The organism is Paenibacillus sp. GL_099_B (assembly GCF_057835695.1).
Window position 1 is genome coordinate 2,975,265 of record NZ_CM174430.1, and the last position, 24,957, is coordinate 3,000,221.

A 24,957-nucleotide genomic window follows, 5' to 3' on the forward strand; every position below is an offset into this window, starting at 1 on the left:
GAACATTCCTTTCATTTTTGGTAATCTTATTGTTAACCGATTAAACGGATGTGGTTAACGATTTGGATCGTACCACAAAAGATTCAAAAGGGAAAGGACCAATTTGCGATGCAAGACGTTACACCTTTGATAAAACTAGAGAATGTCCGTGTTCATTATGCTTCCGAGTCAGGACGTGTTCGTAAGGCAGTGGATGGGGTTTCGTTGGATTTAGCTCCCGGTGAGTGGATAAGTATTGTGGGAGCCAATGGTAGCGGCAAAAGTACGCTGGCTGGACTGCTGATTGGATTCACTCCGCTATCCGGCGGAGAAAGAATGGCTGCTCCAGAACTGGTTGTTCGTGGAGTGCTCCAGCAGCCTGATGCGCAGGTACTTGGAGATACCATTGAGGAGGAATTTCATTTTGCCTTATCCTCACTGCTAGAATCTCCTGATGAACAATTACGTCGGAGAGAGCACGCATTACATACGGTAGGACTTGAACACCCGCCACAGGCGGCAATATCGATGCTGTCTGGAGGACAGAAGCAGTTGCTTAATATCGCGGTAGCGCTGGCGGCCAAGCCGGATGTACTCATTCTGGACGAACCTACGGCCATGCTTGATCCGGGAGCCAGAGATCGAATGGAAGCTGTAGTTCAAACTATTGTCCAGCAGGGGACGGCGGTAATCTGGATTACGCATCATTTGGAGGAAGCGACTCTTTGCAATCGAATTATTGCCATGGAACAGGGACGCTGTGTCTACGATGGAGCGCCTGCGGCTTTCTTCTATGGAGAAGATAAGGAAGAGACAACGGCTGACGCTGGAAAAGGAGCACAACAACCATCACCCTGCGAACAGCTTGGGCTTGCTCCGCCTTTTACAGTACAGACGGCTCTACTCCTGAAACGGAAAGGTCTGCTGCAACATGTGACACCTCTGCGACCAGAGCAGTTGGTTAAGGAGGTAGCCCTTTGGCAATCGAATTAGAACATGTAGGTATAGCTTCATCACAACCTGACAAAAGAGCGCTGCTTCAAGATATCACTGTCCGACTGAACCGTGGCGAAATCACTTTATTATTAGGCTGCACAGGATCAGGAAAAACCACACTGCTGCAAACGATCGCTGGCCTAAAACCTCCAGATGAGGGTAGCCTCAAGCTGGACGGAGAGCCTTTCTGGCAGAATGGGAAAGTACCACAGTCCATTTTGTTGCAAATGGGGTTGGTCTTTCAATTCCCGGAGCAGCAACTGTTCGCCCGAAGCATTGGGCGTGAATTTGCTTATTCCCTGCGTCCATATCGGCTACCGGATGAACAAAAGAAAAAGCAGATTTCCGAAGCACTGGAGCGCTGGGACTCTCCAGCGGGTCATGGAGAGGAAGAACGATTCCATTCAGACAGATCACCCTTTGCTCTAAGTGGGGGTGAACGGAGAAGATTGGGGCTTGCCCTGGGAACTGCTACGCAGCCTTCATGGCTAATGCTCGATGAACCCAGCGCCGGATTGGAAGCACAAAGTGTGATCATGCTGCTGGATGCTTTGAACCAGCATCGAACTGCAGGTGAGGGAGCCATTGTGGCTACACACGATCTGGACACGTTTTTACCGCATGCAGATCGGGTTCTTTTGTTGCAGGAGGGGCGTCTTGTTGCTGATCTCACGCCTCGGGAACTTCATACAAGACCAGATCTGCTGGAGCTTGCCGGAATTGGTCTGCCACCTTCTATGCAACTGGCACAACAATTTGCGGCGGCGGGCATTCATTTTCCGTGTACTGCGTTGACCCCGGAGGAAATGGCTGAAGGTATTGTTCAGTCCGTCAATGAGCCTTTAGAGCAGAAGGTTGATGTTATTGGCAATAAGGATCAACTCAAAATGGATGAAGCAAAGCTTGCCTTTTCAAGCCCCGACACTTCGGGAGGAGAAGGCACACAGGAAACCATATACACCCACGCAGAATCAGGATCAAGCAGAGGATTGTATGGTGCCATGGACCCGCGTCTGAAATGGATTTTATACATTTTGCTCGTGACTGCGGCGATGCTTCAACACGAATGGTTAGGTCTCTCTCTTACGTTGGTGCCAGTCATCTTGGCGCTCGTTGTGCTGCCACGGCAGGCTCTGATGGGATGCTTGAAATTAATGAAACCGCTCGTACTGTTCTTTCTCGTATCAACCGCGTTGTCGGGGACGACTCTTTCTACAGAAGGCGGCGGCCTACAGTTCGGATTTTCCCTGATGCAGGCGGAGGGGACGTTACTGAATGTATACCGTTTGTTTATCGTCACGTTGGCAAGTCTTTGGTTTTCACTGACTACGCCTTATGGCCGTATGGTCGAGGGACTGAATTGGGTACTTGGTATCGGCAAAAAAATCAAGCTGCCCGTGTCGTCGTTTGCACTCGCCGTGTCTTTAATCTTTCGTTTTATCCCGATGATCTGGAGTGAATGGCAGCGATTCTCGCTGATCGTCCGGGCACGTGGCAAAGCTGCATTACGACCGAATACAGTACGGCTACGTGATCTTGGTCCAATGGTCATTCCCTTGCTCATGGCGCTGTTTCAGCGTGCAGAAGATATGACGATTGCGATGGAAATGCGGAAAGTTAGAGAGAATTCACTGCTTGGAGCACGTTCCTCCTTATTGGTATGGTCCAAACGAGATACAAGGATTTGCATAATCGGACTTATTGTTTTTGTATTTTATTTCTGGATCAGAGATTGAAACGCAGTGTTTGCCATTGATCATGCATAAATCCTTTCATTTCCGTTCAAAATAAACATGCTTTGATCACCACGAAGCAGATATGGAGGGACGAACGATGAAGGATAAATTTCTGCAAGAAGAAAGACAAGAATATACCGATGTGTCCACGGTGGAGTCGCAGCGAAATGATATCACACTCGAAGAGTTCCCTGAAGGTCCTTACGGCTCATCTCTAATGTCTGAATCTCTTGGCAAAAGCTCGCCGTGGCGAGTGGATCAAAGGACCGCGCATCGTTTCGATTATGAAAATCATGAGCTGCACGAAGGTGAGGTTCGGGATTATCCCGGTCAGGACGTCTATGATGAAACGGTCCCCGATAATGTAACCAAGTCTCAATACCCGGAAGAATAAGAATCATAATGACGTATTATAAAATAGATGATAGCCTTCGGCAGGATCTTCCTGTCCGGGGGCTATTTTTAGTTGTATCGTTTATGAAAACAAATCTCCTCAAATTCCACAATATGGGTTATCATAGGCGTAGCTCATATTAAGAAAGTTTGTGAATATCAATTATAACAATATAAGGAGATAACCATGGATCAGGACTATATTCAGTATATGCGGTCATTTGTGGGGAACGCCAAAGTTATCATGGTGGTTTCAGGGGCTATCGTACTCGATGAGACTGGCAGAGTTCTATTACAAAAACGATCGGATAATGGATTTTGGGGGTTTCCAGGTGGATTTATGGAGATAGGAGAAACCGTTCAGGAGACAGCACAAAGAGAAGTATATGAAGAAACAGGTTTAACACTGAATTCAATAGAATTATTCTCGATATACTCAGGTCCTGAATACGAGGTGGTTTATAGTAATGGAGATGAAGTTGCGTTGGTGCAAGTAATGTTCAAAAGCAACGACTTTTGTGGAACGATAAAAGAGAGTGAAGAGTCCATAGAAACACGATTTTTTGATATACATTCCATACCAGAACATTTCTTACCTACACACAAGCAAATTATTGAAGATCTGAGGAACAAAGAAGATGTATTTGTAAAGCTAGAAAACTAAATAATGGGGGATATCAGAATGAGAGAGATTAACTATAGCGCGTATTTTTGGCAGGATAATAAGGTCAGATTACGTGCTTTGCGTGAGGAAGATTGGGAGGATCATTATTATAACCGATTTGATTCACCCGCTCGTCGTTTACTGGAATGTGAGGTAGAGCTGCCACCTACGAATGCTGAGGCAAAGAAATTTACGGAAGCATTCTCCGATTTCTCTCTAGACAGAGGACGGATCATGTTCACGATTGAAAATATGGATGGTGTAAATGTTGGGGGCGTGAATCTGAACAGCATCGATGAGCGGAATGGTACCTTTAGCATTGGAATTCAAATTGACAGGGACCATCGCGGAAAAGGATACGGGACGAGAGCCATTCGAATTTTGCTGAAATATGCCTTTTTCGAGCGTCGGCTTAATAAATTCAATGATTCTGTTCTCGAAGGCAATGAACCATCTGCAGCCATGATGAGAAAGCTTGGATGTGTGCAGGAAGGCGTGCGTCGTCAGGTTATTTATACCGATGGAAAATACCAGGATATGATCCTGTTCGGATTAACCAAAGACGAGTTTATCGATAAGGAAGGACTTGCGTGAGTCCCATTTAAAATCAAAGTTTCACGGTGTTTATGATCTGCCAATGTTTGTTAGGTAACTGACAATGTGCAAGAGGTGAAATATGAGGAAGCTGTTATGGATAAGTTCGTGCTTTGTTGTATGTGTACTGGTTAGTGTTAGTGTATTCTTCTGGAATGATATTTTTGGATATAAAACGTTAGAGAGGGCTGTTCAGTCTACTTGGAAGTACCCCCTTCAAGTGGTAAATGTAGATCAGCAAAATGAACTGGTCTTGTCACTGGATCAAACACAATATGTTTTCGCTGCTTATGAACATAAGAATGGGAGATATCACTATGATACGGATAGTGAATCAGGTTGGACAGCGAGTTCAGATCTGGGGCCTGCCTTTTTGGTACAAGCGGAACCGAAGAACAACAAAGGGAATTTTATATGGGGCGCTTTATATTCCGATATGCCTGTACACAAGTTTAAGATTGAATACACAAACGGTGAGACTCAGGAGGTTGAGTCCAGCAATAATACGTTTATCGTGAAAATGCCGGAAGCTTACCAGAGTGAAGACGAAATGATGTTAATTACAACGTTCACGAATGTGTATGCTCTTGATGAAGAGAACAACGTAATACAAGCTTATAATTTGAATTGATTTTTTGTTATCGAGCTTTAAAGTGAGACGCAAAAGGGTAGATAAGATGTACACCAGGAGGCATTATGAAACAAACCATACAAAGTGATGAATTAATCATTGACTGCAAAGATATTTATTTGCGCGAATATCGATCTGAGGATTTGGAGAAATTGCAGGAAATTACCTGGCAACCTGAGGTTTACGAATTTTTGCCGGGATGGAATGCTACGGTTGAAGAGAGAGCACTTTGGCTCACTCAATACGAAATCCCTGAGAATCAGAATTTTAAACAAGCTGTTTTGGCGGGAGGGGACATCGGAGACCTGTATTTACGTTTGGCTATAGTGCTCAAAGAAAATGATGAGTTTATTGGATGGTGCTGTTCGGGGATCAAGGAAGAACTGCCAGCGCCCAATCGGGAGATTATGTACGGCATTTCGAAACACTTCCGGAACCGTGGTTATACAACGCAGGCAGTACAAGGAATAACACAATATTTATTTGAAAATACAAACGTTGAAGTGTTGAATGCCATCGCTTTAATAACGAATCAGGCATCGAATAAGGTAATACAGAAATGCAATTTTGAATGGCTGAATATGATCGAAATCGAGAATGAACCGTACAACCATTATCAACTGTTAAAGCTCCAACGATAACCCCCGGTACAGATGCACTACATACAAATCCACCAATCCGATACTAAACAAATAACCCTTTCATTTCTCCACAGAAATGAAAGGGTTATTTGTCATGCGATAAGAGCCACAAGAAAACGAAAAGCTCCGTCTTACAACCCTCGTTCAGCTTAGGCTTCACTCTTGACCAAAGGCAGCAAAATCGTAAATTCCGTTTCTGCGCCTACTTGGCTGCGCACTGTAATTTTCCCGCCATACGATTCCACAATCGACCGGGTAATGGCAAGTCCAAGACCCGCGCCCCCTTGTTTTCTCGAACGGGAAGAGCTTGTGCGATAGAAGCGTTCAAAGATATGAGGGAGATGTTCCGGTTCAATTCCTGAGCCGTTATCTTTTACGGTTAACTCGGCTTTATGCTGAGCGGCATATAACGTGATGCTAATGGTTCCCCGATCTGAATCGGTGTGCTGTACTGCATTGTGGAACAGATTGAGTACAACCTGCTTCAATTTGTGAGCATCAGCCATTACATGAACTTCAGCGGTCAGGTCGAGATGAACCTGTCTTTCCTGAGCCATCATGATCAACTGTGGCTGCATTTCGAGCAGCAGACTGTCAAGTTGGATGACTTCCTGCTCCTGCTGAGGTGCCTGATCCAGCTTGGTCAGCATCAGCAGATCCTCTACAAGTTTGTTAATCCGCACCGATTCACCATACATGCTGTTCAAAGCGCTATATAATTGCTCGCTGTTGGAGGCTGCGCCTCGCCTGAGCACCTCAATAAATCCGTGAATGGAGGTAAGAGGGGTACGCAGTTCATGGGAAGCATCGGACAGAAAACGCTGCATCTGCTCTTTTGACTCCCGCTCCGCTTCAAACGAGTCTTCAAGCCTCTCGAGCATGCCGTTAAATGAAAGCGCCAGTTGATCCACTTCCTGTTGTCCCTGGACAGAAGGAAGGCGTTCGGCCAGGCTGCCTGCATCGATCCGTTGCACAGTATCTACCATACTGGACAAGGGAATCAATGTCCGGCGAAGTGCTTTGGCGTATAGAACGAGTCCAGCTACCATAGCCAGAAGGGATAACATCAAGAAGATCAGAAGCTGTTTCACAATCAGATCTTTTAGCGGTTTCGTAGCGGTGCCCATCTGTACCATGGGTAAGCCGCGATTACGTGGTCCAGGCGAAGAGAAGACGATTAGCTGCTCATTGCCTCGGTTATCCGTTACAATCCGGTACGGAACATGTTGTTTATCGTTGATCCGATCTGTGATGTTCTGATATTCAACTGATGTCAAGCGAGGAGCGGTCAGACCGTCTTCACCAAAAATGTCCTCGAAGCCACTTTGATTATCGAATAAGGCCAGTGAACGATCAGGAATGTATAAGAAACGATTGCCTGATCCTCTTGGATCTGATCCAGATTGCCCACCAAAAGGATTGTTCGTCGCAGCACTTCGTGAAGACGATCCGAGCCACACAGGAGGCATGGACATGAGCTGCTCTTCCATGGTTTTCGCCTGGTTGCGATACAGAAAGCTTTCCATAATCCAGAATTGAAGAATGCCAATTAACAATAACAGAGCAGCCATAATAAACAGGGATCGCGCGAGTAATTGAGAGCGGAGCGAACGTGGCGATATCCATTGATGAAGCCATGTCCAAAGATGTTTATCTTTCTTTAATAAAGAGGTCATTAGAGATCCACCCTGTATCCGACACCTCGAAGTGTACGAATGAGCTTATGTTCTTTATCCCCCAGTTTGTCACGCAAGGAGCGGACGTACACCTCCACAATATTCTCTTCTCCACCAAAATCATATCCCCACACGCGGTTCAGAATGGTCGCTTTACTTAGGACAATACCATGATTGAGCACGATGAATTTTAATAGTTCATATTCGGTTGGAGATAACTCCAGAATCTGATCATGATAGGTAATCTCTTTGCGCTGATCATCAATTCGGAATGGACCATGAGTCACTGCCCCTATTAATAAAGGAAACTGATTACGCAGCCTTGCCTGAATCCGTGCAAGCAGTTCATCGAACGCAAAAGGCTTAATCATATAATCGTCAGCACCAAGCCATAGGCCTTTTACCCGATTCTCAACTTCATCTTTGGCTGTCAGCATGATCACCCCGACTTGAGCCCCGCTCTTGCGCAGACGCTCAACAACCTCAAACCCATCCATCTCAGGCATCATGACATCCAGAATTGCCATATGTGGACGAAAGTCGAGTGCCAATTCAAGCGCAGCGGCTCCATCCGGGGCCGTACGCACGTCAAAGCCTTCGTTGCTTAGTCCAAGCTCCAGAAATTGCAAAATATGTGGTTCATCATCTGCCAATAGTATTTTAATGCCAGTACTTAGCTTCATAAGCAGGCGTTCCTCCCCGTTGAATCCATCTATTACATACCCTCCATTCTAGAGGTCTATATGCTGTATTATCGCTCGCCAAACTGAAAATTAGCTGAAAAGTTTGCAAGTTATCCTCAGGCAACATTCAGCGGGCACTCATCCCAGTTTTACTTTGGCATGTCACAATAGTAGACATGAAGAACTTGAAGGAGTGATTGAGATTGAATAACGCCAAACGAAGGATTGATCTTGTCCTTCTGCCGATTGTTTTACTGGCGGCATTTCTGAATGGGTATGGCATCTGGAATGATCAATATGCCAATTCCTATTATACGACCGCCGTAGGGAGCATGCTGAGGAATTTCCATAACTTTTTCTACGCATCGCTCGACTCGGCTGGTTCGGTAACCGTAGACAAACCACCGGTTGTCTTCTGGATTCAAACCGCGTTTGCTTACGTTTTTGGATTGCATGGATGGAGTGTTATTTTACCGCAAGCGTTAGCGGGGATCGGTTCGGTGCTGCTGATATATTTCATGGTCAAGCCTACATTTGGTCTTGCCGCGGCGCGAATCTCAGCACTTGCGATGGCGACTGTTCCTGTTGTGGCAGCGGTCAGCCGTACCAACAATATTGACAGCATGCTGGTGTTCACGTTGCTGCTGGGTTCATGGTTTTTGTTCAAGGGAAGCAAACATGGCAGTGCATGGCGCATTTTGGTTGCCTTTGCACTCATTGGACTTGCTTTTAATATGAAAATGCTGCAAGCCTACATGATTCTTCCGGCTTTCTACTTGTTCTATCTGCTTGCATTCAACGCAAAGTGGAGAAGAAAAATCGTCTTGCTGATCGGAAGTACGGCAGTGCTGGCAGTCGTTTCCTTATCCTGGGCAGTCACTGTGGATTCTATACCGACAGATGAACGGCCTTATATCGGCAGCAGTGAAACCAATTCGGTGCTGGAACTGGCTTTTGGATATAACGGCTTATCCCGTCTCACAGGGCAACAGAACAGATCTTCGAATGCAGGTATGCCAAACGCCTCTGATGAAGGCAAGACGCGTGGCAACGCTGCTTCCCAGACATCAGGATCCGATCAGTCGGGCAGCGGCTCGACTCCAACAGGCAATGCACCAGGAAATGGTGAAATGGGTGGCATGAACGGAATGACTTTCCCAGGCGGTCAGATGCCAAACGGTGGCGAGATGCCTAATGGAAGAAATTTCGGAGGCGGTAATGGCGGCGGTGGAGGCATGGGTGGCATGTTTGGTACCGGGGAGAAAGGTCCTCTGCGGTTATTCCAGACCGAACTGTCCGGTCAGGCCAGTTGGCTTTTGCCGATTGTATTACTCGGCTGCATCGCCATTTTTGCAGGGTTAAGACGGAGAAATATAACGGATAAGCACAAGGAAGCTTTGTTCTGGCTGGCCTGGCTGCTTCCGGTAGCTGCTTTCTTCAGTGTGGCTGGTTTCTTCCATCAATATTATCTGATCATGCTCGCACCTCCGGTAGCGGCATTAACCGGAGCAGGATTTGCAACCATGTGGACGGCGTATCGTGAACGAAATGGCTGGCAAGCCTGGTTGCTTCCGTTATCCGTGCTGCTTACGACCATCTTCGGCTGGTACATCATGCAGGTGTATAACGAAACTATAGGGACAGGTTGGTCCATAGGTGAATTAATTGCAGGCATTCTGATCACGGTTATTCTGATTGTGATGCTTAATCGTTCACACCCATGGAAACAGGGGTTAATTATCACAGGCTTCATGGTTATGCTGATCGGTCCGACCTATTGGGCATTCACACCTATCACGTATGGAGGTAACAGCATGATTCCGGCGGCTGGACCTACAGGTTCCAATGGGATGTTCGGTGGAATGGGCATGGCAATGGGGGATAGACAAGGTGATCGCAATGGTGGCGGTATGGCTCCGTCGAACGCATCAACTGACACCGACACCGATCAGGCTTTCCCATCGTCCGATGAAGCTGACCCGAATAAGGCGGGCATGGGAACAGCTCCGAATTCAGGAGGAAACATGAATGGCGGCGGAGGCATGCCGACGACAGGTGGTCGAGGTGGAGCGGGAAACCGCAACGAAGAAGTGGACACTACAACACTGAATTACCTGAGAGAGCATAACACAGGTGAAACCTATCTCTTCGCAACGACGGACTATAACCAGGCAGCTCCATATATCATCGATGAAAATGAAGCAGTCATTACACTTGGCGGGTTCTCGGGCTCAGATCCGGTGTATACCACGGAAAAACTGGAACAACTTGTGAAGAGTGGACAAGTGAAATACTTCATGGTAGGTGGCATGGGCGGCCGAGGTGGCAGTTCTGATATCGGTGACTGGATCAAGGAGCATGGTACCGAAATTCCAACGTCAGAGTGGAAGACGGGTACGGACAGCGGTTCCGGTTTCGGCGGTCAAACTACTTTATATGAAGTGAAATTATAAGCGTGATCGGATGGTATAAGGGAGGGAACGAACATGGCTCAAAAGTGCCGTTACAGCATTATCATTCCAATGTATAACGAAGAAGCGGTGATTGAGGAGACTTATCGGCGTCTGAAAAAAGTGATGGGCAGTACGGGAGAGAGCTACGAGCTGCTGTTTGTCAATGACGGTAGCGTGGACCAAAGTGCACAGATGATCCGTGACTACGCGCGTTGGGACGAGAGTGTGAAGCTGATTGATTTTGCACGCAACTTCGGTCACCAGATCGCGATTACAGCAGGTATGGATTATGCAGCAGGCGATGCCGTCGTCATTATTGATGCGGATCTTCAGGACCCTCCCGAGCTGATCGTGGACATGATCGCCAAGTGGAAAGAGGGCTATGAGGTTGTCTATGCCCGCCGGACCAGACGAAGCGGGGAGACCCGCTTCAAGAAATGGTCAGCAAGCCTGTTCTACCGCATACTGCGTGCGTCGACGGATACGGATATTCCGGTGGATACCGGGGATTTCCGTTTGATTGATCGCAAGGTATGTGATGAGATGAAACGTCTTCCGGAAAAAAATCGATTTGTCCGAGGTCTGGTCAGTTGGGTGGGGTTCCGTCAGACGGCCATTGAGTATGAACGTGATGAGCGCTTGGCAGGGGAGACGAAATACCCGCTGAAACGCATGTTAAAGCTGAGTCTGGACGGCATTACATCATTCTCACACAAACCGCTCAAGCTTGCAGGTTACGTTGGTGCTGTTCTATCCATCGGCGGCTTCATCTATATGCTAAGTGTCATCGCTTCAGCGATATTTACAGATTCAACGATCAAAGGATGGCCTTCAATGGTTAGCATCATGCTGATTTTTAACGGCTTCACTCTGATTATGCTAGGTATTCTAGGGGAATATGTCGGACGGATCTATGATGAAACGAAGGCGCGTCCGCTATATATCGTAAGAGATGTGTATCAGTTGGAAAGTCAGTCGAGTCAGGCACGGTTAACGGGCAGAGTTGCTCATCATGACTAATCGTTTGGTCACGATATTTAAGTTTGGAATTGTGGGTGTCCTGAATACGGTGGTGGATGCAATGGTATTTACGTTGCTCGCTGCCGCAGGCACACCTGCTCTAATTGCCCAGGTAATTTCGTATAGCTGCGGGGTCGTGAACAGTTACTGGTGGAACGGCAGGTGGACCTTCCAGGGTGCGGGAAGACAGGGCAAAAAAAACGAAATCATGCGTTTTGTTATCACCAATCTGGTGGTTCTGGCGTTATCCTCCCTGATTCTGTACATCTGCAATAGCACTTTAGGTTGGAGCGTTGTAATGAGTAAAATACTGGCGACTCTCTCCGGCATGGTTATAAACTATATCGCCAGTCGGTATTGGGTGTTCCGGTCAGATCCTTCCCAAGGATCTGACCCTTCATCTGATGCTAATGAAAGGAGTGTTTCATGATATGAGAATTAAAAAAGCAGTCATTCCGGCAGCGGGGCTTGGCACCCGATTCTTGCCGGCAACCAAGGCGCAACCCAAAGAAATGCTGCCGATAGTGGACAAACCGGCCATCCAATACATTGTGGAAGAAGCGGTACAATCGGGCATTGAAAATATCATCATCGTAACCGGACGCAATAAAAAATCGATCGAAGATCATTTTGACAAATCGGTTGAATTGGAGCATTCCCTGTACGCCAAAGGCAAGCAAGCACTACTTGAAGAGGTTCAAGCGATCAGCGAAATGGCAAGTATTCATTTTATCCGTCAAAAAGAGCCGCTTGGATTGGGCCACGCCATTGGATGTGCACGTCAGTTCGTGGGAGATGATCCGTTCGCCGTACTGCTTGGAGATGATATTATGGTGTCTGATCCACCAGCGCTCGCACAGATGATTCATTTATATGAAAAGACAGGCAGCCAGATTGTTGGCGTGCGGCAGGTGCAACCTGCTGATGTGAGTAAATACGGAATTATCGATTCACAGGGGGCAGAGGATCGAGTTCACCGAATTACCAATCTGGTAGAAAAACCTTCAATTGCAGAAGCGCCCTCCCGAACCGCCGTGATGGGACGTTACATTCTGAAACCTTCCATCTTTCCCATTCTGGATCGAATCGAGAGAGGTGCTGGAGGAGAATATCAGCTAACTGATGCGCTGAAAGAAGTAAGCCAGGTGGAAGAGCTTTTGGCCCTTGAACTGGAGGGGCGCCGGTACGATATTGGTGATCAGTTCGGATATATTCAGGCGATCCTGGAGATCGGACTGATGCGTAAGGAACTACAGCCCATGCTGACACCATATCTTCAGAAGCTTGCAACCCAGTGGGGATAGGGATTGATATGTAGCAGAGGTTGATATCTATTTAAAGACTTTGTCTCCTGTGTGCCATGGTTCTGGCATAGACTCCAGCATTGTACAATGGATCCTGTAACGCTACAATTAGCAAGAAGTTCAAGTTGCTCTTTGAGGAGTGAGGAATCATGAATGAGTCTAACATCAGGGATCTTATTAAGTATATGGACGTGGAGGATAACGCAGCCATTCAATACATTCAGACGGAGCATCGGATGAAGCTGGGACTCTTTTGGGGAATCCAGGAAGGCAGCCGCGTTCTGGAAATCGGTTGTGGTCAGGGGGATACAACGGCCGTGCTTGCACATCTGGTGGGGGAGCATGGGTACGTTCATGGTGTAGACATTGCACCTGAGGATTATGGTGCACCACTGACCGTAGGGGAAGCGGCAGCCAAGCTGCGGAAATCTCCGCTGGGTGAACGAATTCGAATGGATTATGGTTTTGACATTCTAAGTGATCAGGCCCAATTCGCCGAGAATGAGTTTGATGTGATTGTGCTTTCCCATTGTTCGTGGTACTTGAAATCATTTGACGAACTCGCCCAGATTCTTAGCAAGGTTAGGACGTGGGGACATCAGTTATGTTTTGCCGAATGGGATGCACGAGTTACAGATGTGAGACAGCTCTCGCACTGGTTATCCGTTCTGATTCAGTCCCAGGTTGAATGTTACAAGGAGAAGAGCTTCTCTAATGTGCGCACGCTCTTTACACCGGAGGATATCCAAGAGCTTGTCTCTGCGGCAGGCTGGACGATTAAGGAAGAGGCTTCAATCCATTCTCCCGAGCTGCAGGACGGTCGCTGGGAAACCGAAATGACACTGGCAGAAGCGCCTGTGGAACTGAAAATGCTTCCGATCTCGGATAAGGTGAAAACACTCCTTCTTTCCGAATTGAAATTACTTAGGACACATCATGCCTCAGGGCCTGGCAGTCCATTGGGAACGTATGCGATTGTTGCCAAAAAGAAGTAAAGAAATAGCCATTTTCAGCAATTTATAAGAAAAACGTATATCGACGTACTTTCACAGAAGACAGACCGCGTTTAGCTGAAGTTTTTCTTGCGATAATTGAATTGTTCAGCTCCGCTGAAAACGTATAAATTCCATTATCTAAAAAAAATGTGTTTACTTCACGATGGTAATTTTGATATTATAATCGCAATATCAAATGCGACGAAGAGATGAGTAAATAAAAGGTTTCTTTCACAGAGAGCTCCGGCAGCTGAAAAGGGGTAAAGAATTTTTTGTTGAATAAAGACTCAGAGCAGCACATCGGAACTTTAATGATTGAGGGATGGTGTGACAGGAGCTCCTGTTACAGAGCGAGAGTATATGCGGATGCGGCATGATTGAATGCAGTTATCCTTAACTCGAAGAGGCTGGTATGGCGACCTACTGGCGAATCTGGGTGGTACCACGAGTGTAACAATCTCGTCCCTGAGACTTTTGTCTTGGGGATGGGATTTTTTGGTTTTTCCGGGATGTTGGCTACACGCTTTGGAAATGCCTGAATAGTGTTTAATAAGGGAAAACTTACACCGAAAGGAAATGATGTTTTTATGTCAGCAAAATTGAAAGTCGGTATCGTCGGAGGAACGGGGATGGTAGGTCAGCGTTTTGTAGATCTGCTCAATGAACACCCATGGTTTGAAGTAACGGCTATTTCAGCAAGTGCTAACTCGGCAGGCAAAACATACGAAGAATCCGTACAAGGCAGATGGAAGCTCGCTGTCCCGATCCCGGAAGCAGTGAAAAACATCGTTGTGCAGGATGCTTCCCAAGTGGAAGCTTTTGCGAGCCAGGTTGATTTTATATTCTGTGCTGTAGATATGAAAAAGAATGAAATTCAAGCGCTCGAAGAGGCTTATGCCAAAACGGGAACTCCGGTTGTTTCCAACAACTCGGCTCACCGCTGGACAGCGGATGTGCCAATGGTTATTCCGGAAATTAACCCAGGACATCTGGACGTGATTGAAGCTCAACGCAAACGTCTTGGAACCAAAACCGGATTCATCGCAGTTAAACCAAACTGCTCGATTCAGAGCTATGTACCTGCACTTCACGCGTTGCGCGAGTTCAATCCAACTCAAGTGGTGGCTTCCACATACCAAGCGATCTCAGGCGCAGGTAAAAACTTTACCGACTGGCCGGAAATGCTGGATAACGTGATTCCATACATCGGTGGCGAGGAAGAGAAAAGTGAACAGGAGCCGCTGCGCATCTGGGGAAGCATTCAAAATAATGAGATTGTAAAAGCGTCCTCACCATTAATTACAACACAATGTATTCGTGTTCCGGTAACAGATGGTCACCTGGCGACAGTATTTGTATCCTTTGAGAAAAAACCATCCAAAGAAGAAATTCTGGACCGTTGGCTGCAATTCAAAGGTCGTCCGCAAGAACTGGGTCTGCCAAGCGCACCGAAACAGTTCATTACGTATTTTGAAGAAGAGAACAGACCACAAACGAAGCTGGATCGTGACATCGAGCGCGGTATGGGCGTTTCAACGGGCAGACTGCGCGAAGACTCCCTATATGATTACAAGTTTGTAGGACTGTCTCACAACACGCTGCGGGGAGCAGCAGGCGGTGCTGTTCTGATCGCTGAATTGCTCAAAGCTGAAGGATATATTCAGCCGAAATAAACAGGCATTGTGGAAATAGGAATAGAAGTAATAGAATATCACTGACAGGCTACCCCTTTTAGTAGACAAGAGTATGAGCATCTGGGAAGATGAATTTATTTTTGTTGAACAGAGGGGTATTTTTATATCAATACATATGAAGCAGGAACACGTGAATCCAAATTCCAGAACAGGAAGGGGATTGTGATGGACGGTCAGCTGGTATTGCGTCGAGTCCGTCTTACAAGCGGTGAAGAGGTGGATGTGGTTATCAATGAGGGGCTGATTGTGAAGGTCGCTCCTGGTGGAACGGCAACCGGAGATCGATTATGGGAATCGTCTGGAGCTTACATATCCAGCGGATGGATCGACATGCATGTGCATGCTTTTCCAGAGTTTGATCCTTACGGGGACGATATTGATGAAATCGGTGTAAAACAGGGCGTTACTACGATTGTGGACGCAGGCAGCTGCGGGGCTGATCGAATTGGCGATCTGGTGATAAGCTCTCATAAGGCGGCTACCCGGCTGTTTGCCTTTTTGAACATATCTCGCCTCGGCTTACTGCGTACTGACGAATTGTCGAATCTGGACTGGATTGATCGGGACAAGTTGTTACAGGCTACCCGGGCATATTCTGAATTCATCGTGGGATTAAAAGCGAGAATCAGTGGGAGTGTGGTTGGCAAAAGCGGCCTGCGGCCGCTGTATTTGGCAAGAGAGTTTTCGCAGGAAACAGGCCTGCCGCTTATGGTTCACATTGGATCAGCCCCACCGGATATTCGTGAGGTCATGCCGCTCTTACAGGGTGGTGATGTGGTCACTCACTATTTGAATGGAAAAAGCAATAATTTGTTCGATGAAAGAGTCGCGCCGCTGGAAGTATTGAAGGATGCCATCAAGCGTGGTGTGCATTTGGATGTAGGACATGGGACAGCGAGTTTTTCATTTCAGGTTGCAGAAGCTGCCAAAAAGCATGGCATTGACCCGGATACGATCAGTACGGATATTTACAGGGGCAATCGTCTGAACGGCCCGGTCTACAGCATGGCTAATCTGTTAAGCAAGTTTCTGGCACTAGGCTACTCGTTGAGCGAGACGATAGAACGGGTAACTGTACGGGCATCCGAGTGGCTGGGCAGACCGCAGCTGGGGAGAATTCAGGCAGGTGATGCGGCCAATTTGACTCTTTTTCAAGTAGTAGACAAGCCTGTAACACTTGTGGACTCTGAGGGCGTAAGCAAGATAGCCAGCCGTCAAATTGAAGTAAAAGGAGCGATTGTGGGTGACCAATTCATTGAATGTTAAATATGGACTGAAACGTGTTATCAACGCCAGCGGCCGGATGAGTATCCTTGGCGTATCGGCACCGACGGACAAAGTCATGAACGCTATGAAGCAAGGCGGGCAGAGTTATGTGGAGATCGCAGACCTTGTAGACAAATCAGGGGACTATGTGTCCCGTCTAATCGGTGCCGAAGCGGCCGTTGTTGTCAATTCCGCTTCAAGCGGCATCGCGCTCGCCGTAGCTGCCATGGTAACAAAGGGTAACCGCCACGCAAGTTTGAAGCTCCATCAGGAAGTCATCACGAAAAATGAAATTGTTATGCTGAAAGGCCACAATGTACAATACGGAGCTCCTGTGGAAACGATGATTTACCTTGGCGGTGGGAAGCTGATCGAAGCCGGATATGCCAATGAAGGTCGGGCGGAGCATATCGTGGATGCGGTTTCCGACAAAACGGCTGCGATCCTATACGTCAAATCCCATCATGCGGTACAGAAAAACATGATTTCCGTAGAGGAAGCCTGGCAGGTTGCCCAGAAGTGCGAGGTACCCCTCATTGTCGATGCGGCTGCGGAAGAGGACCTGCACAAATATGTGAAGTATTCGGATCTAGCCATTTACAGCGGGTCCAAGGCCATTGAAGGCCCAACTTCCGGCATTGTGGCAGGCAAACGAACCTATATCGAATGGTTGAAGGTTCAGCTTCACGGGATCGGGCGCAGCATGAAGGTAGGTAAAGAAACTACGTTTGGCCTGCTTCAGGCACTGGATGAATATGCAGTCAAAGCTGACCATAGTGAGCAGGAAAAGGATTCCTTGCAGGCGCTAATGTCACTCAATCAGATAGCCGGGATTCAGGTATCGATTGTCCAGGACGAAGCGGGCCGAGCGATTTACAGGGGGCGCATCCAGGTCGATGAAGCGAAGGCGGGGATCAGTGCCAAACAGCTCAATGAGGAGCTGAGGGGCGGTCCTATTGCCATTTATACACGTGACTATGGCGTAAGGCAGGGGTATTTCGATATTGATCCCCGTCCGTTGATGGGGGATGACATGCGGGTCATTGAAGATCGAATTCGACAATTGACAGGAGGAGAAGGAAATGTCTGAGATCGCAAAACGATTTTATAACAATCGGGTGGCTTTGAATGTGCTCGCCAAGGACATTACGAATGCAAAAGAGGTTTTTGATGCGGCTGAGGGCCATGTCCTGGTTGGCGTTCTTTCCAAGGATTATGCTACTGTGTCTGAAGCAGTCGAAGCGATGGAAGCCTATGGGCGGGAAATTGACAATGCCGTTTCAATTGGACTAGGTGCCGGAGACAATCGACAGGCTGCTGTCGTCGCCGAAATCGTAAAGCATTTTCCGGGCAGTCATATCAATCAGGTATTTCCGGCAGTCGGCGCAACCCGGGCGAATCTCGGAGACCGGGACAGCTGGATTAACAGTCTCGTCTCCCCGACAGGTCAGCCGGGCTTTGTCAATATTTCCACGGGTCCAGTGAGCGCTGACCAATCCGAGCTTGCCGTGGTGCCTGTACACGCGGCCATCGCATTGGTGCGGGATATGGGTGGCAATGCGCTGAAGTATTTCCCGATGCAGGGTCTGAAGCGGGAAGAGGAACTGCGAGCGGTAGCGAAAGCGTGTGCAGAAGCGGACTTTGCGTTGGAGCCTACCGGTGGCATAGATATGGATAATTTTGAAGCCATTCTCGAAATCGCACTGGAGGCGGGGGTTCCGCAGGTTATTCCACATGTGTATTCCTCCATTATTGATCAGGAGGGTCTGACCATTGTAAGTGATGTGCAGTCGTTATATGCATCGATGAAGACGCTGGCGAAGAAGTATGGTTAAACGCGTAGGGGCTTTTGGCGAAGTCATGATGCGACTCGAAGTACCGGGACACGATCTGTTGATTCAGAGTAATCGGCTGAAATACTCCTTCTCGGGGAGTGGGGTCAATGTGGTGTCGGCGATGACACGTTACGGATACACAGGCCTGCTGGTTTCGAGGCTTCCAGTCAATCCCTTGGGTGATGCCGCCGAATCCTATTTGCGCGGACTGGGCCTGAGCACCGAGTATGTGCTTCGCGGAGGGCAGTATATCGGGATGTACTTTCTGGAGAATGGTTATGGGGCCAGACCTGGGCGGGTGACCTACTCTAACCGGATGGAGAGCAGCTTTAATATTGCGCCTGAAGGCACGTATCCCTTTGCGACAGTTGCATCGGGCATGGACGCTATTCATTTCTGCGGAATCACGCTGGCGATGAATGATTCGGTGAGACTGGCGATGAAATATTTGGCACAGGCGGTCAAAGAACAAGGCGGCACAGTTGTTTTTGATTGTAATTATCGTCCTGCTTTATGGGGTGATCAGTGTTATGCCACGGCGAAGCCGCATTATGAGGAAATGTTGCATTTGTCAGATATCGTCCTGATGAATGAGCGGGATGCTCTTCATATTCTGGGGTTAAATACGGACAAAGTACAAAGGGAAGAGCAACTGGTTGAGCTCATTCCCCTGGTTGCCGAACGGTATGGCGTGCGTACCCTAGCAGGAACGCATCGTACCATATACAGCGATAACCGACACTGTTTACAGGGTTATATGTTCAAGGAAGGGGCGTTCGCTTATTCCGAGCCGCTGACCTTTTCCGTTTATGACCGGATCGGCGCGGGCGATGCGTTTGCGAGCGGCATCATGTATGGTGAACTGGAGGGGTGGATGCCAACGGAGACAATCTCTTTTGCTGCGACAGCCGGAATGCTGGCGCATACCGTAGCAGGTGATACACCGATGGCTTCTGCTGGAGACATCGTACAGGCGAGGAACAGCACAATGCGTGATTTAACAAGGTAATATTTTATGGAGAATGCCTGGAACGTATGAGCGATAGATTCTGATCTTCTTCTCCATTAAGATTGTCTCGGTATCGTGTGGCACGAAAACTTTTGTTACAATAGTGTAGCGAACGATGAAAGGCTGGAAAGGCCGTTTTGCTTCGGTATTTGGATGACATCGTTACTATACATATCTGTTACAAGGGAAGAAGGGATCTGCTCATGTCGTTACAATCATCATCCTATGAAGGGCAAAAGGCTGTTTTTCTGGGAGACAGCATAACCTTCGGATATGGACTCCAGGAAGGGGAACATCCGTATCCGGAGCTGGTTAGCAGAGCATGGGGATTTCAATCCTATGAGAATCATGGCATTTCCGGAAGCAGTGTGGCGGACGGAGGGTTTGAACCGATGTGTAATCGCATTGGGCAGATGCACGCAGAATCGGATGTTATCTTTTTCATGGGCGGAAGAAATGACTTCTCCAGTGGTACGACCGCATTTGGCGATATCGGCACTTCGTCTAATTCGAAGGATACCTTTTATGGGGCGCTTAAACATATAGCAGAAGAGTTGATCCAGCGCTATCCAACCAAGCTGATCGTGTTTCTTACTCCGCCCCATGGATCAAGTGAAGCTGTCCCAGAAGACCTGCCCAATACGGTAACCAGACGGATATACAGTGACTATGTCGCTGCGATTAGAGAGGTGGCGTCGCTGTACTCCATCCCAGTCTGTGATCTGTGGAACATTGCTGGAATCCAGCCATTGCTGCCAGTCCACAAAGATTTATACTTTACAGGTGATAACGGTGTACCTGATGGGCTCCATCCCAACCAGGCCGGACATGAAAGAATTGCCTCCAGAATCGTGGGCTTTTTGAAATCGTTGTGATACCTTGTAAATTACTGTGAGGAAAATAGAAATAGAATGAACGTGGATCTGCAGAGTAGGCACTTTAATCATAAGTGTCACTTAGTGCAGGTCCTTTGTGTTTTACAGAATCAGGATATATTATAAAAATTTTATGTTGAAACTAATATGGTAAATATTACATTGTAAATTCATGAGATTTTCGGTATTTTTATTAACGGAAAACTTTTATTTATAAAGTAGAAGTAGATTGTCTTAGCAGGTAGCAATTGAAATGAAGAAGAAAGGAGGAAGAAATATTATGTCAGAAGTTGCTAGTCAAAGAGTACATAAGCCAGGACCACAGCCAGTAAGTTTCGGTAGTTGGATGCTCACATTGTTCCTTATGATGATTCCGCTTGTAAACATTATTATGTTGTTTGTATGGGCATTTGGAGATTCCAACCCTTCCAAAGCCAATTATGCCAAAGCAGCGTTGCTGTGGGCAGCGATCGGAATTGTTGTGTATATTCTAGTGTTCGTGCTTATCATTGGAGCTGGAATTTCGCTCTCTGATTACTAGGTTTATGAATACGTAGCTTGATAAAATTTCATTTTGAACGCCGACAATAATGTCGGCGTTTTTTAATTTGTTTTTCTCTCATGTTCGTTGATTAGGTACACATTTCGTTAGTTGTAGTTCTATTCCATGAAGAGGATTGGGATTACGATAGAAATATCAAGCGACGAAGTGGGTGATGAGGAAAATGAAGAAAGTAAATGTGCCGGACCACCCACAATTGTTGGGAAAGGGAGTTACGCAGACCAAATCGGTTTCAGGGTGGAAGAGGTTTATGGGGCAGTGGGAGTTTCAGGTTATGATCTGGCCTGCTCTGTTATTCTTGCTGATCTTCAGCTATGGACCCATGTGGGGGATTTTCATTGCTTTCCAGGATTACAATTTGTTCGCAGGCATGAAGAATAGTCCGTGGGTCGGATTCATGCATTTTCGCATGTTCTTTGAATCTCCGGAATTCTGGAGCGTGATGCGAAATACATTTGCCATCAGTTTGCTCAAGCTGTGCATCGGTTTTCCCGCGCCGATCATCTTGGCTCTGATGTTGAATGAAGTGGCAGGCAAGTTCAAACGAGTCGTTCAGACGGTCACTTATGTTCCCCATTTTATGTCATGGATCGTAATCTCTGGTCTTGTATTCTCTATGCTTGCGGTTGATAATGGGGCGGTTAATGAGCTTCTGCTCGCACTAAATCTGATTAATGAGCCGGTTAACTGGATGTCCACACCCGAGTATTTCTGGGGAATTCTCGTATCCTTAAATGTCTGGAAAGAGATAGGCTTCGGTTCGATTGTCTACCTAGCGGCCATTATCGGCATTGATCCGGCCCAATATGAATCTGCTTCCATCGATGGGGCGAGCCGTTTCCAACAGATCTTTCGAATTACGATCCCGAATATCATGCCGATTATGATGATCTTTCTGATTTTGGGGATCGGTAACATTCTAAATGCAGGTTATGAAGATATTCTGGTACTGACGAAAAACCTGAGTAACGGCATCGTTCTTCCCGTTGCGGATGTGATCGACACCTATGTTTATCAGATGGGGATTGTTAATCAACGATTCTCCTATGCTACCGCGGCAGGATTATTCAAATCGTTATTAAGCGTAACACTGTTGGTCCTAGCGAACACATTAGCAAGAAAGTTTGGAAAAACAAGCTTGTGGTAAAACCGCGAGTGAAAGAGTGGGAGATCGTCTATGAAACTGTCTGCAGGAGATCGTATTCTCAAATTCGTGATCTATGCCCTGTTAAGCATTCTGGCATTTGTTACTTTTTATCCGTTCTGGAATTCTCTTGTCTTGTCGTTGAACGTAGGTTCCGATACCTCTTCAGGTGGGGTCACCTTTTGGCCAAGGCAATTTACGTTGGAGAATTATGCAGTTGTGTTCCAGGAAAAAAATATCTATAGCGCGTATCTGATCACGATCCTTCGGACAGTAATTGGCACTGTATGTGCACTGCTGTTTACCTCTTTATTCGCTTATGCGATGTCCAAAAAAGGGATCATGTTCAAGAAAACGTATATGATTCTTGCCGTGATTACCATGTTCTTCAGCGGGGGGATTATTCCGTACTTTATCCTTGTCTATCACCTTCAATTGTATGATACGTTCTTATTCCTCGTGCTTCATGGCATGGTTAACGTGTATAACATGATCATCTTCCGTACCTTTTTTATGGAACTTCCGGACGGGCTGGAGGAATCGGCCAAAATGGACGGATGCAGCAACTTTGGTGTCTTTTTTCGAATTGTGCTACCTGTGTCAGGCCCCGTGATGGCGACCCTTGGACTATTTACTGCTGTATTTTTGTGGAATGACTGGTTTATCCCCGCGGTGTTCATCAGCAATCAAAATTTGATTCCTCTGCAAACGTTGCTAGTCCAGATTATCAACGCAGGAACGACGGCTTCGCTGATGACCAATCTGAACAGTTATGCGCAAAGTATGGTGCAAAATACGGTTACCGTAAAATCCTTGCAGATGGCCACGATGATGGTAGCCACGCTACCTATTCTCATGATTTACCCATTTTTACAGAAGTATTTTGTGAAAGGCGTTCTGGTAGGCTCACTTAAAGAGTAGCTTGCTCGCAAAATGGTTATGAAGCCTTCTTGTCTGATGGACAGGAAGACGTGTAACATACAACTGTATAAGAGAGGGGCAAGGCAAATATGGAACGAAAACAACAAAAACGACGAAAATCACTGCACTGGCTTCACCTTTCGGCACTAAGTGCAGCATTAATGATCAGTGGATGTACCGGGGGTGGAGAGGGACAAAGTCCATCTGCAAATGAAAGCGTAAACACCAAGGAGCAGATAAAGACAGGTGAAACCGTCTCTCCAAATGCAGATCCAAAATCAAAAGTAAGACCAGTCAGCTTCACCCAATTTGTCAATTATGACTGGTACACAGCTCCGACATGGGAAGAACGCCCGCACGGTAAATGGATAACAGATGAGCTTGGAGTGGTGATGGAACCCGTACAATCCAACGGAGCGGCTGCGACCAAACTCAATTCCATGATTGTTGCCAAAAAACTTCCTGATGCAATTGTACTTGACCGAGGCAAAGACGTGGAACGACTAGTCAGTGCAGGTCAACTTGTAGCGCTTGACCCTTATCTGGAGAAGTATCCCGAGTTTGTAAAGACAATAGGGGAAGAGACGATTAATATGCTCCGCAGCGCGGACGGTAAATTATATCAAATTCCAAACTGGTTTATTAGTGGTGATAACGGAAACGGCAATGCCGCCTATCTTGTGAATCGTAAAATATACAAGGACTTGGGATCACCGAAGGTGGAAACCTGGAACGAGCTTGAGGCTTATCTGAAGCAGGTAAAGGAGAAGTATAACGGCAGTATCGTTCCGATTGATTTTGGCGAAATGCGTGACAGTGAGTCTCAGATGATCAGCATGCTTTATAGCGGAGCCGCGGAAGATCGCACAGGTGGGTTTATTTCACCGGGTTCTGGAGGTGTATTTGGAGTACCGCAGGGAGCGCAGCTAACTTCTATTTATACAGATCCTGCTTTTGAACAAACTGTCATGTATGCAAGTCGTTTATTCCGTGAGGTATTAACTTCTAAAGATGCGTTTACCCAGACACGTGATCAAATTCTGGAGAAACTGAAAAATGGTAAGGTGGCTGTATTCAGTGCCTTTGATTCGGTGGTCGAAGGGATTGGCCGTGAAGCCAACAATCATCTGCAAGCTGCCGACCCGGAAGCAGGATATGATGTCATCTGGCCGGTTCATGCTGATGGCGTGGACAAAAACAAGGTGTATCCGAGTGGATACAATACGCTCGGCTGGAACGTGAATGTCATTACGAAGAATGCCAAGGACCCGGAAGCCATTTTTGCTTATATGAACTGGGCCATCAGTGAAGAAGGCCAGCAAGTCCTCTTTTTTGGACCGAAAGGATTGTTCTATGATGAGGTTAAAGACGGCGTTCCGATCCCGAATGAAGCCTATGTCAACCGTGATCCGAAGAAATATGACGAAATGAAGATCGGAGAGTTTAACTGGTACGGTAACACAAGTTACGTCGATGTGGTCAAAGCCAAACGGGAAGAGCTTCTGCCCGAAGAAGCACAGGACTGGACAACGGTTGCCCAGTCCACCGTCTCCTTTAAAACATCCAAAAACATGACTGAATTCTCTAATCTGGATCCTCTTGCAACTTCGGAAGAAGGGATTATTCTCCAAAGGTTGAAAGATTATTATAAGCAGGTCATTCCTCGTCTTGTATTCGCCGGAAATGATGAAGAAGTGAAGAGTATTCTGGCGGAGGCTCAGGCGGAATCTGTGAAGCTTGGATATGATAAAGTGCTGAAATGGAAAACCGCCAAATGGCAGGAGAATCTTAAAATTATGGGGAAATGATAGTAGAAGCTATACGATGTCAAAACGGTGGGTGTGCTGAGGCACGCCCTTTTATTCTCTAATTACAAGGAGTCGAAC

At 47.0% G+C, this 24,957-nt stretch carries 24 protein-coding genes and 1 other annotated feature; of the genes, 22 read left to right on the forward strand and 2 right to left on the reverse strand.

Translation table 11 applies throughout. The annotated features are described in order from the left end of the window. Nucleotides 1-108: 108 nt before the first annotated feature. The 7 genes from AC3ITG_RS13840 (at nt 109) to AC3ITG_RS13870 (ending at nt 5,634) form a co-directional block, all read left to right on the forward strand. Entirely contained in the window at nt 109-972 is an 864-nt protein-coding gene (locus AC3ITG_RS13840; RefSeq protein ID WP_489254056.1) for an ATP-binding cassette domain-containing protein, read from the forward strand. Next, complete coding sequence (locus AC3ITG_RS13845; RefSeq protein WP_489254057.1) at nt 957-2,711, forward strand: ATP-binding cassette domain-containing protein; 1,755 nt, start codon at nt 957-959, stop codon at nt 2,709-2,711. The genes AC3ITG_RS13840 and AC3ITG_RS13845 overlap by 16 nt, the downstream gene beginning before the upstream one ends. 97 nt (nt 2,712-2,808) lie before the next feature. Continuing rightward, nucleotides 2,809-3,105 carry a hypothetical protein gene (locus AC3ITG_RS13850; RefSeq protein ID WP_489254058.1) on the forward strand — a complete coding sequence of 99 codons (297 nt, stop codon included), beginning with the start codon at nt 2,809-2,811 and terminating at the stop codon, nt 3,103-3,105. Nucleotides 3,106-3,291: 186 nt separating this feature from the next. Continuing rightward, nucleotides 3,292-3,768, forward strand: a complete 477-nt coding sequence (locus tag AC3ITG_RS13855) for an NUDIX hydrolase (RefSeq protein WP_489254059.1) — start codon at nt 3,292-3,294, stop codon at nt 3,766-3,768. Nucleotides 3,769-3,786: 18 nt separating this feature from the next. Further along, the gene (locus AC3ITG_RS13860; RefSeq protein ID WP_489254060.1) at nt 3,787-4,362 is read left to right on the forward strand and encodes a GNAT family N-acetyltransferase; all 576 of its coding nucleotides are present in this window, start codon (nt 3,787-3,789) and stop codon (nt 4,360-4,362) included. 82 nt (nt 4,363-4,444) lie between these two features. Continuing rightward, the gene (locus AC3ITG_RS13865; RefSeq protein WP_489254061.1) at nt 4,445-4,993 is read left to right on the forward strand and encodes a hypothetical protein; all 549 of its coding nucleotides are present in this window, start codon (nt 4,445-4,447) and stop codon (nt 4,991-4,993) included. Nucleotides 4,994-5,058: 65 nt separating this feature from the next. Next, nucleotides 5,059-5,634, forward strand: a complete 576-nt coding sequence (locus tag AC3ITG_RS13870; protein ID WP_489254062.1) for a GNAT family N-acetyltransferase — start codon at nt 5,059-5,061, stop codon at nt 5,632-5,634. 149 nt (nt 5,635-5,783) lie between these two features. Here the strand turns inward: AC3ITG_RS13870 and AC3ITG_RS13875 are convergent, their stop codons facing one another. After that, nucleotides 5,784-7,310 (reverse strand): sensor histidine kinase, encoded by a 1,527-nt coding sequence (locus tag AC3ITG_RS13875; protein ID WP_489254063.1) that lies wholly within the window; start codon nt 7,308-7,310, stop codon nt 5,784-5,786. Then, nucleotides 7,310-7,993, reverse strand: coding sequence for a response regulator transcription factor (locus AC3ITG_RS13880; protein ID WP_063563521.1), 684 nt, complete (start codon nt 7,991-7,993; stop codon nt 7,310-7,312). The genes AC3ITG_RS13875 and AC3ITG_RS13880 overlap by 1 nt, the downstream gene beginning before the upstream one ends. Nucleotides 7,994-8,196: 203 nt before the next feature. Here AC3ITG_RS13880 and AC3ITG_RS13885 point away from each other — a divergent pair, with 203 nt between their 5' ends. From AC3ITG_RS13885 to AC3ITG_RS13955, 15 genes are all read left to right on the forward strand, one after another. After that, complete coding sequence (locus tag AC3ITG_RS13885) at nt 8,197-10,446, forward strand: glycosyltransferase family 39 protein (RefSeq protein WP_489254064.1); 2,250 nt, start codon at nt 8,197-8,199, stop codon at nt 10,444-10,446. Nucleotides 10,447-10,479: 33 nt separating this feature from the next. Further along, entirely contained in the window at nt 10,480-11,466 is a 987-nt protein-coding gene (locus AC3ITG_RS13890) for a glycosyltransferase family 2 protein (protein WP_489254065.1), read from the forward strand. Then, nucleotides 11,459-11,896, forward strand: a complete 438-nt coding sequence (locus AC3ITG_RS13895) for a GtrA family protein (RefSeq protein WP_413378163.1) — start codon at nt 11,459-11,461, stop codon at nt 11,894-11,896. The genes AC3ITG_RS13890 and AC3ITG_RS13895 overlap by 8 nt, the downstream gene beginning before the upstream one ends. A 1-nt stretch (nt 11,897) precedes the next feature. After that, complete coding sequence (gene galU / locus AC3ITG_RS13900) at nt 11,898-12,770, forward strand: UTP--glucose-1-phosphate uridylyltransferase GalU (protein ID WP_413378165.1); 873 nt, start codon at nt 11,898-11,900, stop codon at nt 12,768-12,770. 149 nt (nt 12,771-12,919) lie between these two features. Beyond that, nucleotides 12,920-13,765: a class I SAM-dependent methyltransferase gene (locus AC3ITG_RS13905; protein WP_489254066.1), complete on the forward strand. Its 846-nt coding sequence runs from the start codon at nt 12,920-12,922 to the stop codon at nt 13,763-13,765. A gap of 192 nt (nt 13,766-13,957) precedes the next feature. Further along, nucleotides 13,958-14,235, forward strand: a binding site (T-box leader). Nucleotides 14,236-14,352: 117 nt separating this feature from the next. Continuing rightward, nucleotides 14,353-15,438, forward strand: coding sequence for an aspartate-semialdehyde dehydrogenase (asd, locus tag AC3ITG_RS13910; RefSeq protein ID WP_079694404.1), 1,086 nt, complete (start codon nt 14,353-14,355; stop codon nt 15,436-15,438). Nucleotides 15,439-15,624: 186 nt separating this feature from the next. Further along, nucleotides 15,625-16,725: an amidohydrolase/deacetylase family metallohydrolase gene (locus AC3ITG_RS13915; protein ID WP_489254067.1), complete on the forward strand. Its 1,101-nt coding sequence runs from the start codon at nt 15,625-15,627 to the stop codon at nt 16,723-16,725. Beyond that, nucleotides 16,703-17,815 carry a DgaE family pyridoxal phosphate-dependent ammonia lyase gene (locus AC3ITG_RS13920; RefSeq protein WP_489254068.1) on the forward strand — a complete coding sequence of 371 codons (1,113 nt, stop codon included), beginning with the start codon at nt 16,703-16,705 and terminating at the stop codon, nt 17,813-17,815. Before AC3ITG_RS13915 ends, AC3ITG_RS13920 begins: the two co-directional genes overlap by 23 nt. Then, complete coding sequence (gene dagF / locus AC3ITG_RS13925) at nt 17,808-18,560, forward strand: 2-dehydro-3-deoxy-phosphogluconate aldolase (RefSeq protein ID WP_489254069.1); 753 nt, start codon at nt 17,808-17,810, stop codon at nt 18,558-18,560. Before AC3ITG_RS13920 ends, dagF begins: the two co-directional genes overlap by 8 nt. Continuing rightward, nucleotides 18,553-19,569, forward strand: a complete 1,017-nt coding sequence (locus AC3ITG_RS13930) for a sugar kinase (RefSeq protein ID WP_489254070.1) — start codon at nt 18,553-18,555, stop codon at nt 19,567-19,569. Before dagF ends, AC3ITG_RS13930 begins: the two co-directional genes overlap by 8 nt. Before the next feature lie 203 nt (nt 19,570-19,772). Further along, nucleotides 19,773-20,444: an SGNH/GDSL hydrolase family protein gene (locus AC3ITG_RS13935; protein WP_489254071.1), complete on the forward strand. Its 672-nt coding sequence runs from the start codon at nt 19,773-19,775 to the stop codon at nt 20,442-20,444. Nucleotides 20,445-20,724: 280 nt separating this feature from the next. Beyond that, a complete protein-coding gene (locus tag AC3ITG_RS13940; protein ID WP_240321307.1) occupies nt 20,725-20,985 on the forward strand; it encodes a hypothetical protein in 261 nt (86 codons plus the stop codon). Between the two features lie 271 nt (nt 20,986-21,256). Then, nucleotides 21,257-22,153: an ABC transporter permease gene (locus tag AC3ITG_RS13945; protein ID WP_413379630.1), complete on the forward strand. Its 897-nt coding sequence runs from the start codon at nt 21,257-21,259 to the stop codon at nt 22,151-22,153. A 30-nt stretch (nt 22,154-22,183) separates the two neighbouring features. Next, nucleotides 22,184-23,071, forward strand: a complete 888-nt coding sequence (locus AC3ITG_RS13950; protein WP_413378181.1) for a carbohydrate ABC transporter permease — start codon at nt 22,184-22,186, stop codon at nt 23,069-23,071. Nucleotides 23,072-23,160: 89 nt separating this feature from the next. Continuing rightward, on the forward strand, nt 23,161-24,879 hold the full coding sequence (locus tag AC3ITG_RS13955; protein WP_413378183.1) for an extracellular solute-binding protein: 1,719 nt from the start codon (nt 23,161-23,163) through the stop codon (nt 24,877-24,879). Nucleotides 24,880-24,957 lie beyond the last annotated feature (78 nt).